Origin of the sequence: Pseudomonas sp. T8 (assembly GCF_024610635.1) — a bacterium.
Lineage (GTDB): Bacteria > Pseudomonadota > Gammaproteobacteria > Pseudomonadales > Pseudomonadaceae > Aquipseudomonas > Aquipseudomonas chlororaphis_I.
Genome location: NZ_CP102374.1, coordinates 394,832 through 407,876, shown reverse-complemented (window position 1 = coordinate 407,876; position 13,045 = coordinate 394,832). Strand labels below are relative to the sequence as shown.

The window sequence follows — 13,045 nt, the reverse complement described above, 5'->3', positions numbered from 1 at the left end:
GTTTTCTCCTTTTCTACGCGGCAGCGGCCCACCGGCCGTGCCTTGAATCCAGCCGCTGCATCATTGCTGCGGCGCTTGCCAGCGGTACTTGGCCAGTTCCGGGTTCAGCGGCGTGCGGGCGAACACGTTGGCGAAGTTGCACAGGGTCGCCAGGCTCACCCCGAGAATCACTTCCAGGGCATTGCCCTCGCTGTAGCCGGCGGCCTTGAACGCTGTGAACGTCGAATCGCTGACATTGCCGCGGGTGGCGATCACCTCGGCGGCGAAGGCAGCCAGCGTCTGCAGCTTTTCCTCCGGCAAGGGGCTGCGCTCACGCAACGCGCTGATCACTTCGTCCGGCAGCTTGGCCTTGTTCTGCGCCACCGCAGTGTGCCCGGCCACGCAGAAATCGCAACCGTGGGTGGTGGCCGCCACCAGTTGCACCACTTCCCGTTCGGCCAGGCTCAGCTCAGCCTTGCCATTGAGCGCCGATACCGTAACGTAGGTCTCCAGCGCCGCCGGGGCATTGGCCAGGATGCCCAGCAGATTGGGGATGAAGCCCGAGTTGTTCTGGGCGTTCTGCAAAAATGGCCGGGCCGCTTCGGGAGCGCTTTGCAGGCTGTGTAGAGTGATGCGCGACATGCGGTGGACTCCTGTTGTGTAGGTGTCCGGCCAGTCTGTTGGTTATAAGAATTTCGATCCATATTCTAAAGTAGCAATTACTTGCTCCTGAGTGTTTCCATTAGATGATTTCGTCCAGCCCACTGGTTGATTGGTTATTAGAAAGCCTCGAACTCGACGCCAGCCTGTTCCATGTCGGCCGTTACTGCGGCGGCTGGCACGCCAGCACCCACGGCCTGGCCCGGGCCAGCTTCCACCTGATCGTGCAAGGCCATTGCTGGCTGCATATCGAGGGCCAGGAGCAGGCCCAGCGCCTGAATGCCGGGGATGCGCTGTTCCTGCTGCGCGACCTGGACTATCGCCTGTCCAGCGCCGAACAGCGTAGTGCCGCCCATGAACTGCCACGCAGGGCCATGCAGGCGTTCGACGCTCACGCAAAAGATCAGGCCGAAGATGGCGTGGGCCTGGTCTGCGGTTTCTTTCACTTCAGGTCCGGGCTGTCGTCGCTGATCATCGACGGCCTGCCGGACTGGATCGTGCTGCGCGCCGGCGACCCGTCCCTGAGCGCGGCCCGGGCCCTGTTCGAGCTGATCCTGGAAGAATGCCAGCGCATACCCGCGCCCTCTTCGGCGCTGCTGGAACGCCTGAGCCATCTGCTGTTCCTCTATGTGCTGCGCCAGCAGGTGGCCGACAACCAGGGCCTCGGTGGACTGGTGGCGCTGGCCCGGCATCCGGCCTTCGCCGCGCTGCTGGAACAGCTGATCGAGCACCCCGAACAGCCCTGGCCCCTGGAAAGCATGGCGGCCTGCACCGGGCTGTCGCGCTCGGCCTTCTTCAAGCGCTTCAACGAACTGGCCGGGCAATCCCCGGGCCAGGTCCTGCTGGCGCTGCGCATGCGCCATGCCTGCCAGTTGCTCAAGGCCAACCACACCGTGGAACAGGCCGGCGCGGCGGTGGGTTATCAATCGGTCGCGGCCTTTACCCGGGCCTTCGCCAAGGCCGTAGGCGTGCAGCCGGGAGCCTATCGCCGCCAGCACGAAGGACGCTGACGCTCGGCAGTCCTCAGCGTTCGCTTACGGGTTCAGCGCCTGGGTAAAGGAGGTATCGACAACAGTCGCGGTGGCCAAGGGCGCCGGCAGCGCCTTGACCTTGAACAGGAAGTCCGCGGTGCTTTGCAGGTCGGCGGCGGCCTGCGGGTCCACCGGGCCGACGCTCATGTGCGCCTGGCGCAACCAATGGCGGGAGACGTTCGGGTCGAGGTTGGCCTTTTTCGCCCACAGGTCGGCGTACTGGTCGGTGTGGCTGTCGACCCAGGCGCGGGCCTGTTTCAGGCGGCCGAGGAAGTCGGCGATGGCGGCGCGCTTGCTGTCGATGGCCGGGGTCGAGGCGGCGATGGCGCTGAGGCCGGGCATCAGGTTCTTCGCGGTGAGGATCGGCCGCGCGCCGGAGAACAGGATCTGTTGCGAGATATAGGGTTCCCACACCGGGAAGGCGTCGATGCTGCCCTGGGGCAAGGCCGCGGCGGCATCGATCGGCATCAGCTTGATGAACTCGACATGGTCCTCCGGCAGGCCGGCCTGCTCCAGGGCGCGCAGGGTCAGTTGCTGGCTCCAGGCGCCGGGCCAGTAGGCGACCTTCTTGCCCTTTAGGTCGGCGATGGTCTGCACCGGCGAGTCCTTGGGCACCAGCAAGGCGATGGTGTCCGGGTTCTGTCGCGAGACGCCGATCAGCTTCACCGGCGCCTGTTTCGCGGCGAGGAACAGAAAGCCCGAATCGCCGAGGAAACCCAGGTCCAGGGCGCCGGTATTCAGCGCTTCGGCCAGCGGTGCGGCGGCCTGGAAGTGTTTCCAGTCGACCTTGTAGGACGCGCCTTCGAGTACACCCGAGGCCTCCACCGAGGCTCGCACGTTGTAGTAGTTCTGATCGCCGACATGCAGGACCAGCGGCTCGGCGGCCTGGGCCAGGGGCGCCGCGAACAGGGTGCTGAGGAGCAGACGGCGCAGGCGTCGGGAGAACGTCATGGGAAATTCCTGGATGATTGGAAAAGCGGATTCTCTAGAACATAACGCTCTTAGAATCCGGTTTTGAAATTCTGTTAACGCATAAGCTCATAGCCGCTTCTGCATCCGTAACCCGTAGCTGTTGATAGAGAAACAGCAAGGCAACAGGCTGTTGGCCAGGCAACATCGCCTGAAGCTTCTTTCTCCTGGCAACGCCTGGAAACCGCCCTTCCCCGGTCTATGGCACAGAGCCTGCAATATTCCTTTCCGGCAGGATTCATCCCTGCCTTCCGTTACTTTTGAAATAAGAGACGGAAATAACAACATTGCCCTCTCGCCGCCTTGTCCGGAGCCGCTCCATGAAACCCGTCTTCCGCTTCCCCCTGGCCCGCGCCAGGTACCTGCTCGGCGCCTGCGCCCTGGCGCTTAGCCTGCAACCCCTGGCCCAGGCCGCGGAAAGCCCGCCGGCCGAAGTGCACCTGGACTACGCCTATTACTCGCCGGTCAGCCTGGTGCTCAAGCACCTCGGCTTTCTCGAAAAGGCCCTGCCCCAGACCAAGGTCGGCTGGGTCCTCAGCCAAGGCAGCAACCGCTCCCTGGAATACCTCAACAGCGGCGGCGTCGACTTCGCCTCCTCCGCCAGCCTGGCGGCGGTGCTGAGCCGGGCCAACGGCAGCCCGATCAAGTCGGTGTACGTCTACAGCCGCGCCGAATGGACCGCCCTGGTGGTGCGCAAGGATTCGCCGTACCGGACAGTCGCCGACCTCAAGGGCAAGAAGATCGCCGCCACCAAGGGCACCGATCCCTACCTGTTCACCCTGCGCAGCCTGCAACAGGCCGGGCTGAAAAAAGACGATGTGGAACTGGTGCACCTGCAGCACCCGGACGGCCGCACCGCCCTGGAAAAAGGCGACGTCGACGCCTGGGCCGGCCTCGACCCGCACATGGCCGCCAGCGAAGTACAGGCCGGCTCGCGCCTGCTGTACCGCAACAGCGCCTTCAACAGCTACGGTGTGCTCAGTGTCACCGAGCAGTACGCCAAGGAGCATCCGCAGACCATCGCCACCGTGCTCGCCGCCTACGAGCAGGCCCGCGAATGGTCGCTCAAGCACCCGGACGAACTGGCCAAACTGCTGGCGGACGAATCCGGCCTGCCGCTGGAAGTGGCCCGGCTGCAACTGTCGCGCACCGATCTGGGCAGCCCACAGTTGAGTGCCGAGGATGTGCTGGCCTCCAAGGCCGCCGCGCCGATCCTGGTCTCCGAGGAACTGGTGCGCCGCGGGGTGAACGTCGATCAGGTGATCGACCAGTTGCTCGACACCGGCGTCAAGCAGGCCGTGGCCCGTCAATAACCTACCGCCCAGGCGACAACCGAGCCCGCGCCTGACGCGGATTCGGCGTTGCCGGAGAATCGCCATGAGCAGCGACAGCAACAACCTCTCGACCCGCCTGGCCTTGTCCGCGCCGGGCAAGCTCCCGCGCTTCAACCCCGTCCGCTGGCGCCTGCGCCTCAAGGGCCTGGTCCTGCCGATAGCGATCATCCTGCTGCTGGAGATCGTGGTGCGCCTCGGCTGGCTGCCGTCGTACCAGATGCCGGCCCCCAGCGAGATCGCCCTGACCCTCGGCGACCTGGCCCAAGGCGCGCTGTGGAAACACATCGGCGCCAGCCTGCTGCGGGTGCTGCTGGGCTTTGCCATCGGCGCCAGCCTGGCCCTGGTATTCGCCGCCTGGGTCGGCCTGAGCCGGGAAGCCGAAGCCTACCTGGAGCCGACCTTCGCCGGCCTGCGTTCGATCCCCAGCCTGGCCTGGGTGCCGTTGCTCCTGCTGTGGCTGGGCATCGACGAGACCTCGAAGGTGGTGCTGATCGCCATCGGCGCCTTCTTCCCGGTGTACCTCAATGGCGTGGCGGCGATTCGCGATATCGACCGCAAGCTGGTGGAGGTCGGTCATATGTACGGTTTCGGCCGGCGCCGGCTGGTGCGGCGGATTCTCCTGCCAGCCGCCCTGCCCGGCCTGTTCACCGGCTTGCGCAGCGGCATGAGCCTGGCCTGGATGTTCCTGGTGGCCGCCGAACTGATCGCCGCCACCAAGGGCCTGGGTTATCTGCTCAGCGACGGCCGGGAAACCTCGCGGCCGGACATCGTGCTGGCGGCGATCATCGTCCTCGCCGTGCTCGGCAAGCTCAGCGACGGCCTTCTCGCCGGCCTGGAAAAACGCTGCCTGGCCTGGCGCGACACCTTCAATGGCCAAGGCAGCCATGACTAACGCACAGAGAATCGAGCCATGACCCAAGCCCTGCTGGATATCCACGTGGAGCGCAAGACCTTCGCCACCACCACCGTCCTCGACGATATCCACCTGCAATTGCAGCCGCGGGAAACCGTCAGCCTGCTGGGCCCCAGCGGCTGCGGCAAAAGCACCTTGCTGCGGATCGTCGCCGGCCTGGAGAAGGACTTCCAGGGGCAACTGCTGAGCCATACCGAACGCCTGGCCTTTGTCTTCCAGGAGCCGCGGCTGATGCCCTGGCTGACGGTGGAACAGAACATCGGCTTCAGCGACGACAAGCATTACGACCGGGCCTGGGTCGCGCAACTGATCGAGGAAGTCGGCCTCGCGGGTTTTGCCCAGGCTCTGCCCAAGGCGCTATCCGGCGGCATGGCGCAGCGGGTGGCGATCGCCCGCGGCCTGTACTCGCGGCCGCAGGTGCTGCTGCTCGACGAGCCCTTCAGCGCGGTGGACGCCTTTACCCGGATGAAACTGCAGGACCTGCTGCTGCAACTGGCCGAGCGTCACGCCATCGCCCTGCTGCTGGTGACCCACGATGTCGACGAGGCGCTGTACCTGAGCGACCGGGTGCTGGTGATGGACAACCGCCCCAGCCGTATTCGCCAGGAACTGGCGGTGCAACTGAGCCACCCGCGGGACCGTCGCGACCCGCTGCTGGCCCGCCTCAAGGCGTTGGCCCTGACCGAATTGCACAAGGCCCATGTGATTTGAGCGGGCGTTGTTACGGGCTCGAAAGCTAAGAACACAAAGGAATTAATAAATAAATAATCAGTATTTATGGTTATAAAAATAACCACGTACTCTCAGCTCATCCCGCCCATTGGTCACGACAGTGAAGTGCCTTATGAAACCGACTGACAACGTTATCGACTTCGCCCAGTTCCGCAAACGCAAGCAGGCCCAGCAACTGGCCCGGGCCATGTGGGAGCTGTACGCGCGCAATGCCGGTTACCAGGCGTTCCAGTGGATTCAGGCGGCCCAGCCGACCAGGACATACCACGCGTGAGCGTCCAGGAACCCTCGCGCTTTCTGGCGAGCGCCGACGAACCCGGCCTTGATCTGAGCCACCTGGAAACTCAGGAAGAAGACCCGATCAGCGAACGGGTCGCGCAGAACCTGCAACGCCTGCGCAGCAAGCGTCATCTGTCCCTGGATGCCCTGGCCCGCCAGTGCGGGGTCAGCCGGGCGATGCTGGCGCAGATCGAGTCCGGGCGCAGCGTGCCGTCGATCAAGGTGCTGTGCAAGATCGCCAAGGGCCTGAAGGTGTCGGTCGCGGCCTTTCTCGAACACCGCGCCTTCGAAGGTGTGGCGGTGCTGCCATCGAGCCAGAGCAAACGCCTGGTCAGCGCCAACGGCGCCTTTGTCAGCCGCGCCCTGTTCCCCTTCGACGTGGCGCGCCAGTCGGAATTCTACGAGCTGCGCCTGAGCCCGCTCGGCGAAGACCAGTCCGAAGGACACGGACCGGGGGTCCAGGAAAACCTGGTAGTGTCCCAGGGCGTACTGGAAATCAGCGTCAACCAGGAACGCTACCTGCTCTCCACCGGCGACTCGATCCTGTTCTACGCCGACCAGCCGCACCGCTACCGCAACCCGGCCGACAGCGAGGCGGTGGCCTACCTGGTGGTGACCTATCCGGAACGCCTGGACTGAACCAGCCGGGACTGTGCTGACAGGGCGGGCCCTGCGGCCCCGATCGCAGGCTGCGCCAGCGGCTACGAATGCCAATAGTCCCTCTATAGAAAAAGCCCGGCGGGATTATCCCGGCCGGGCTTTTTTTGTGCCGCTGCGAGGAATCAGCAGGTGCAGCACATCATCGGCATGCCGTTGCAGCTCATCATCATGGGCATGCCGCAGTCGTTCATCATCTTCATCATCAGGGCGCAGCAGCTTTTCATCATGTCCATGTTCATGCCGGCCATCGGCATGATCTTGCACATCATGCAATCGGCTTCGAGGGTGCATTCCATCACGCACTTCATCAACGGCATCGGCATGCCCATCATCGGCATTGGCATCATGGCGCCCATCATCGGCATGGCCATGCTCGCCTGGGACATGCACATCATGCTCATGTTGGCGCAATGCATCATCATCGGCATGCCGCAGTTCATCATCATCTGCATCATTTGCGCGCTGTTCTTGAACATGGCCATGTCCATGCCCGCGGCCGGCATCATCTTGCACAGCATGCCGTCGTCCATCATTTCGCAGCTCATGGTCGCCATCATCATCGGCATGCCCATCATCGGCATCATCGGCATGTTGGCGTTCATCGGCATTTGCATCTGCATGGCATTCATCATGGTGAAACTCCCTAAGCGATTCGATAGTTGGACGAAGCTGATGGGGCGGATTCTAGGGAGTGGCGAATGCCGCACAAGATGCCGATCGAACAGCAATCGCGGCTGCCGGGGCAGCTTCAGCGCAGCCGTTCGCGCGGGATTTTCCGCTTGAGCAGCCAGATGGATTTCATCGCGGACGGGAGCAGGACCGCAGCGTGTTTTCCGCTGCGATGGATATGCGCGAATCAGCGCAGCCAATAACCCAAAGAAATAATCATTCTAAGGAGGCCCGACTTTTCTCGGGAAAGGCGGCTTGCCACCCTTGCCGGTGCCCCTGTGGCAGGGTTCGGCGAGCGTGGCAAGCGAGGTGCAGGGTCGGGATCGAAAGCCTCAGAGCTTGGCGATCGACACTTCAGTGGATTTGACGAAGGCGATGACCTCGCTGCCGACCTTCAATTCCAGGTCGCGCACCGAGCGCGTGGTGATCACCGAGGTGACGATGCCCGAGGCGGTCTGCACATCGATTTCCGAGACCACCTGGCCTTCATGGATCTCCTTGATGACGCCCTTGAACTGATTGCGAACGTTGATTGCCTTGATGGTCATGGTGGGCCTTCCTGTCTGGGGTGGGCACTGGCGCATCGCCGTGCAGGCCTCTAAGGTGCCCTGTGTTTTCAGACATTAAAAGGAATAAATAGTAGTTATTTTATTCCTTAAATGAATATAAAAGATCGCCTCCCTCACTTCGTTACCTTGACCGGCAACCGCGCCTTTGCTTCTCTGGGTCCTTGCCAACCCTTTCAGGAGATTGTCATGCGAACACTCGATCTGGCGGGCGTGCCCGTCCCGGTGATTGGCCAGGGTACCTGGCGCATGGGCGAGGAGCGCCACCAGCGCAACGCCGAGATTGCCGCATTGCAGGCCGGTATCGAACGGGGCATGAGCCTGATCGATACCGCCGAGATGTACGCCGAGGGCGGCGCGGAGGAAGTGGTTGGCGCCGCCATCACCGGCCAGCGCGACCGGGTGTTCCTGGTCAGCAAGGTGTACCCGCACAACGCCAGCCGCAAAGGCATTCCCCAAGCCTGCGACCGCAGCCTGCGGCGCCTGGGGACCGACTATATCGATCTGTACCTGCTGCATTGGCGTGGCCAATACCCTCTTGAAGAAACGCTGGAAGCCTTCGAACGCCTGCGCGAAGACGGCAAGATCGGCCGCTGGGGCGTTTCCAATTTCGACCTCGATGACCTCGATGACCTCGAGGAACTGGCGAGCCCGGCCTGCGCCACCAACCAGGTGCTGTACAACATCGAGGAACGCGGCATCGAATTCGACCTGCTGCCCGCCGCGCAACAGCAGCGCTTGCCGCTCATGGCTTACTGCCCTATCGCCCAGGCCGGCAAGCTGCTGCGCCACCCCGCGCTGCAGCAGGTCGCCGAACGCCATGGCGTGACCACGGCCCAGGTTTCCCTGGCCTGGGTCCTGCGCCAGGAAGGTGTGATCGCCATTCCCAAGGCGGTGCACCCCGAGCATGTCCGGCTGAACGCCGAGGCGGCCGGGTTGCGCTTGCACGACGAAGACCTGGCGGCCATCGACCAGGCCTTCCCCGCGCCACTGCGCAAGCAGCGACTGGCAGTGGTCTGATCCGGTCGCGAGCGGCACCGCAGCGAAAAAACCTGGCACCCGTGCCAGGCTCTTTTCGTCGTCGACAAGGCTGGAAGCGGCGAAATACCAGCGACTTTAAGGATCGTCCTATCCCGGATTAAGGAGGGTTTATTTAGAGTGGGTCCATGAGATTAAAGACCTACCTTCATCAGATCAGTCCCGTATTTTCCAGTCCTGAAGCCGCTAGCAGGTTGCTGCGTCTTTTCGCGCTCATTCTTTTGGTTGGTATCCTCGGAGCCGTCTACAACTTCCTCAATTCCACCCTCAGCAACGACATTTCCCGGCGCCGCGGCTACATGAGCAGCGCCATCGCCGAAGCCCAGACCTTCTTCACCAGCCGCGAGGCCTTGCTGGAAAGCCTCAGCCTGTCCGCGGTACGCCGCTCCAAGCAGGCCCAGGCCCTGGTGTACCTGCCCTCCACCGAAGAACTGCACCTGCAACTGGGCGACCTCGATGACCCATGGAGCATCTGGCTAAGCGTGCGCATGCGCGAATACTTCAAGGCCAAGCAGGTCAACCTGCTGTATGTGAGCCCCGGTCCCGAGGCCCGGGTCATGCGCCTCTACAGCAGCAACCCGACCTCCCCCAACCTGCCCAGGACCATCCTCTCCAAGCTTGAGGCGCTCAACCATGGAGAGCATCCGGACACCAACGAGCTGTGGCTCACCGACCCGTCCACGCAGACTTCGCAGCTGTACATTTTCACCCGGCTCGACGAGCGCACCGATGACTCCGGCTGGCTGGGCCTGGAAATGGATGGGCGGGAAGTGCTCAAGGCCCTCAGCGACCAGAGCGCCGGCGAGTTCATGATGTTCAACTCCGAAGGCGCGCTGCTGTTCACCAACACCCCGGCCGGGCGCCTGGGGCAAGCCCTGCAGCAACTGCAAGGCAACAACTTCTTCGGTTTCGTCGGCAGCCGCTGGTGGCCCGATCACCTGGTGATCCGCAAGCAACTGATGACCTCCGACTGGCAACTGGTCTACTCCTTCAGCCTGCAGTCGCTGCTGATCGCGCTCTGGCCCCAGCTGGCCGGCGCGCTGGTGTTCTGCCTGTTCAGCATCAGCCTGATCTGCCTGCTGACCCGCCGCATCGAGCACCGCTTCATCACTCCTGCGCTGAGCCGTATCCAGGCCCTGGTCGAGAGCGAGCTGTTCAGCCGCGACGTGATCCAGACCGCGCCCGTGGCCTTGTGCGTGCTGCGGCGTACCGATGGCCAGGTGGTCCTGGAAAACACCCTGGCGCAGCAGTGGCTGGGCGACGGCATCGAACGGGAAATACTCTGCGCCGGCTGGATCCAGCAAGCCTTCAAGAGCCACGAACCGAACCGCTTCGACTACTTCGAGACCGCCGACGGGCGTCACCTTTACCTGAGCTCCGCGCCCACCCGCTACAAGGGCGAAGACGTGTTGTTCTGCGCCTTCAGCGACATCAGTGCGCGCAAGCAGGTGGAAGCCGCGCTGGAAGAAGCCCGGCAGATGGCCGACGCCGCCAACGAAGCCAAGACCCTGTTCCTCGCCACCATGAGCCATGAAATACGCACCCCGCTGTATGGCGTGCTGGGCACCCTGGAGCTGCTCGCGCGTACCCAGCTGGATACCCAGCAGCGCGACTACCTGCGCGCCATCGAGTGTTCTTCCTCGACCCTGTTGCAGCTGATCTGCGATGTGCTGGACGTGTCCAAGATCGAAGCCGGGCAACTGGCCCTGGAGCTGAATGAGTTCTCGCCGCTGGACCTGGTCCACGAGCTGATCCAGGGCTATTCCGCCGCCGCGTCGAACAAGGGCCTGCTGCTCTATTCCTGCGTGGACCCGCAGATCCCCGAGCGCCTGATCGGCGACGTCACCCGCATCCGGCAGATCCTCAGCAACCTGCTCAACAACGCGGTGAAGTTCACCGACCTGGGGCGCATCGTGCTGCGGGTCAACCTGCTGAGCCGCGATGGCGAGCGCTCCAGCATCCTGTGGCAGGTTTCCGACACCGGCAAAGGCATTGCCCAGGATCATCAGCCACTGATCTTCGAACCCTTCTATCAAACCGGCGGCAATACCAACGTGGTGGCGGGCACCGGCCTGGGCCTGCCTATCTGCCAGCGCCTCACGCAATTGATGAACGGCAGCCTGCGCATGGTCAGCGAACTGGGGCTGGGCAGCAGCTTCTCCCTCACCCTGCCCCTGGAAGCCGCGATCGATGGGCCGGTCACCCTGCCCGCCACCCAGCTGCTGCCGGAAACCATCTATGTGATGTCCAGCGTGCGGGAGCTCGCGGAGTCCATCGGCGGCTGGCTGCGCCAGTGGGGAGCCCGGGTGCAGCTGTGCCATCCCTCGAAGATCGCCCCGACCAGCGATTGCCTACTGGTGGAGGTCCACCCCGGCGAACTGGAACAACGCCTGCAACCGGACTGGCCCGGTCCGCTGATCCTCGCCACCGGCACCGGCAACAACGAACCGCAGGTTCGTACCGGGTGCTGGCACGTGAACCTGAACCACCTGCGTTCCATTCACCAGGCGGTCAGCCAGGCCCAGGGGCTGTGGGTGGCCAAGGCCGAGAACCACAACGAACACTGGACGCTGAAGCAACTGGACCTGAAGGTGCTGGTGGCCGAAGACAACGTCATCAACCAGTTGATCCTCAGGGATCAGCTCGAAGAGCTGGGCTGCAGCGTGGAGCTTGCGTCGAACGGCGAGGAAGCCCTGTCGATGTGGAACCCCGAGCGGTTCGACCTGGTCCTCACTGACGTCAACATGCCCGTGATGAATGGCTATGAACTGGCCAAGGAGTTGCGACGCCGTGGCTGTACGGTCCCGATCATCGGTGCCACGGCCAACGCGATGCGTGGAGAAGAAGAGCAATGTCTGGCGGCCGGAATGAACCATTGCCTGGTCAAACCTTTTGCATTACGCGCCCTGTTCAATTACCTAGCGCCCTATGAAAGAGCGAAGAATGAAGCCCTGTAGCATATTGATCGTTGAAGACCATCCCTTCCAGCACATGTACCTGCAGCATCTGTTCGGTGAGCTGGGCCCCTATTACCTGGAAGGCGCAAGGGATGGCGAAGAGGCGCTGGAACGCTTGAAATGGCGCAAGTTCGACCTGGTGCTCACCGACCTGTTGATGCCGGGAATGGATGGCGTGCAGTTCATCCAGGGACTGGCGGCCCTGCACTCCAAGCCGGCGCTGGCGATCATGAGCTCGGCTTCGCGGCGCATGCTGATGAGCGCCAGCCTGGTCGCCAAGAACCTCGGGGTGAAAGTCATCGGCCTGATTTCGAAACCGGTGAACCTCGCCGCCCTGCAAACCCTGACCACCCAGCTGAGCATCTCGCAGCCGAGCTCGCCACGCCCCTTGCCGACCGCCATGCTCAATCGGGCCGCGCTGGCTCAGGCCATCCAGGAAGAGCAGTTCGAGGCCTGGTTCCAACCCAAGAAATCGCTGTTCAACGGCCGCATCGTCGCCGCCGAAGCCCTGGTCCGCTGGATGCATCCGACACAGGGCATGCTGCTCCCCGACGCCTTCCTGCCCGCCCTCAAGTCCTTCGATCTCGAGGAGGAGCTGCTGTGGCTGGTCCTGCGCCAGGCGATCCAGGCCCAGGCCCGCTGGCGCCAGCATGACTACGACATTCCGGTGTCGATCAATCTGCCGACCCATCTGCTCAACAGCCACGACCTGGCGGACCGCCTGTTCGACTTTGTCATGGAACATCAGGGCGTACCGGGGCAGATCTGTTTCGAACTCATGGAATGTTCGGTGCCCCAGGACATCAGTAACTTCTATGCCGGCGCCTGCCGCTTGCGCATCAAGGGCTTCGGCCTGTCCCAGGACGACTTCGGCAAGGGCTACAGCTCGTACATGAACCTGGTTTCCACCCCGTTCACCGAGCTGAAGATCGATCGCGCCCTGGTCCAGGGATGCCATGCCAGCGAAGAACTGACCAAGGCCCTGACCAGCATCATTGCCCTGGGTCGCCAACTGGGCCTGACCGTGGTCGCCGAAGGCGTGGAAAGCGCCGAGGAGTTGGCGCTGTTGCGCAAGATCGACTGTAGCCAGGTGCAGGGGTTCCTGATCTCTCGCGCAGTCCCCTCCGAACAGTTTCAACAGCTGCTGGTGAACGACGGTCCAGCCGCCAGTTATTGAACCGAGGACACCCACCCTTCAGGATTACATGCCCCACATCACTGACAAGTCGTTGTTTAAAGGTAAAATCCTCAAGGCTTC

14 protein-coding genes are annotated in these 13,045 nt (G+C 63.1%); 10 read left to right on the top strand and 4 right to left on the bottom strand.

Annotation, left to right across the window (positions count from 1 at the left end; translation table 11 throughout):
• Window positions 1–60: 60 nt before the first annotated feature.
• Entirely contained in the window at window positions 61–621 is a 561-nt protein-coding gene (locus tag NRG23_RS01770; protein ID WP_257373567.1) for a carboxymuconolactone decarboxylase family protein, read from the bottom strand.
• Between the two features lie 104 nt (window positions 622–725).
• On the opposite strand from NRG23_RS01770, the gene NRG23_RS01765 reads away from it, so the two are divergent.
• Complete coding sequence (locus NRG23_RS01765) at window positions 726–1,649, top strand: AraC family transcriptional regulator (RefSeq protein WP_124301653.1); 924 nt, start codon at window positions 726–728, stop codon at window positions 1,647–1,649.
• Between the two features lie 24 nt (window positions 1,650–1,673).
• On the opposite strand, the gene NRG23_RS01760 is transcribed toward NRG23_RS01765, so the two are convergent.
• Entirely contained in the window at window positions 1,674–2,621 is a 948-nt protein-coding gene (locus NRG23_RS01760; protein ID WP_257373566.1) for an ABC transporter substrate-binding protein, read from the bottom strand.
• Between the two features lie 338 nt (window positions 2,622–2,959).
• Between NRG23_RS01760 and NRG23_RS01755 the strand changes: the two genes are divergently transcribed.
• The 5 genes from NRG23_RS01755 to NRG23_RS01735 all read left to right on the top strand — a co-directional run bounded on the left by NRG23_RS01755 (window position 2,960) and on the right by NRG23_RS01735 (window position 6,536).
• A complete protein-coding gene (locus NRG23_RS01755; protein WP_257373565.1) occupies window positions 2,960–3,952 on the top strand; it encodes an aliphatic sulfonate ABC transporter substrate-binding protein in 993 nt (330 codons plus the stop codon).
• A 64-nt stretch (window positions 3,953–4,016) separates the two neighbouring features.
• A complete protein-coding gene (locus NRG23_RS01750) occupies window positions 4,017–4,865 on the top strand; it encodes an ABC transporter permease (RefSeq protein ID WP_257373564.1) in 849 nt (282 codons plus the stop codon).
• An 18-nt stretch (window positions 4,866–4,883) separates the two neighbouring features.
• Window positions 4,884–5,597, top strand: coding sequence for an ABC transporter ATP-binding protein (locus NRG23_RS01745; RefSeq protein ID WP_016705137.1), 714 nt, complete (start codon window positions 4,884–4,886; stop codon window positions 5,595–5,597).
• Between the two features lie 133 nt (window positions 5,598–5,730).
• A complete protein-coding gene (locus NRG23_RS01740; RefSeq protein WP_009049197.1) occupies window positions 5,731–5,892 on the top strand; it encodes a hypothetical protein in 162 nt (53 codons plus the stop codon).
• A 53-nt stretch (window positions 5,893–5,945) separates the two neighbouring features.
• Window positions 5,946–6,536 carry a helix-turn-helix domain-containing protein gene (locus NRG23_RS01735; protein WP_371356831.1) on the top strand — a complete coding sequence of 197 codons (591 nt, stop codon included), beginning with the start codon at window positions 5,946–5,948 and terminating at the stop codon, window positions 6,534–6,536.
• A gap of 143 nt (window positions 6,537–6,679) precedes the next feature.
• On the opposite strand, the gene NRG23_RS01730 is transcribed toward NRG23_RS01735, so the two are convergent.
• Window positions 6,680–7,189 carry a hypothetical protein gene (locus NRG23_RS01730; RefSeq protein ID WP_257373563.1) on the bottom strand — a complete coding sequence of 170 codons (510 nt, stop codon included), beginning with the start codon at window positions 7,187–7,189 and terminating at the stop codon, window positions 6,680–6,682.
• A 66-nt stretch (window positions 7,190–7,255) separates the two neighbouring features.
• On the opposite strand from NRG23_RS01730, the gene NRG23_RS01725 reads away from it, so the two are divergent.
• Window positions 7,256–7,429, top strand: coding sequence for a hypothetical protein (locus tag NRG23_RS01725; protein ID WP_016705134.1), 174 nt, complete (start codon window positions 7,256–7,258; stop codon window positions 7,427–7,429).
• Between the two features lie 129 nt (window positions 7,430–7,558).
• Here the strand turns inward: NRG23_RS01725 and NRG23_RS01720 are convergent, their stop codons facing one another.
• Window positions 7,559–7,774, bottom strand: coding sequence for a molybdopterin-binding protein (locus NRG23_RS01720; protein WP_009049200.1), 216 nt, complete (start codon window positions 7,772–7,774; stop codon window positions 7,559–7,561).
• A gap of 207 nt (window positions 7,775–7,981) precedes the next feature.
• On the opposite strand from NRG23_RS01720, the gene NRG23_RS01715 reads away from it, so the two are divergent.
• The 3 genes from NRG23_RS01715 (at window position 7,982) to NRG23_RS01705 (ending at window position 12,964) form a co-directional block, all read left to right on the top strand.
• Window positions 7,982–8,812: an aldo/keto reductase gene (locus tag NRG23_RS01715; protein WP_257373562.1), complete on the top strand. Its 831-nt coding sequence runs from the start codon at window positions 7,982–7,984 to the stop codon at window positions 8,810–8,812.
• Between the two features lie 146 nt (window positions 8,813–8,958).
• The gene (locus NRG23_RS01710) at window positions 8,959–11,787 is read left to right on the top strand and encodes a response regulator (RefSeq protein WP_009049202.1); all 2,829 of its coding nucleotides are present in this window, start codon (window positions 8,959–8,961) and stop codon (window positions 11,785–11,787) included.
• Window positions 11,774–12,964 (top strand): EAL domain-containing protein, encoded by a 1,191-nt coding sequence (locus NRG23_RS01705; protein ID WP_009049203.1) that lies wholly within the window; start codon window positions 11,774–11,776, stop codon window positions 12,962–12,964. Before NRG23_RS01710 ends, NRG23_RS01705 begins: the two co-directional genes overlap by 14 nt.
• The last annotated feature ends 81 nt before the right edge of the window (window positions 12,965–13,045 follow it).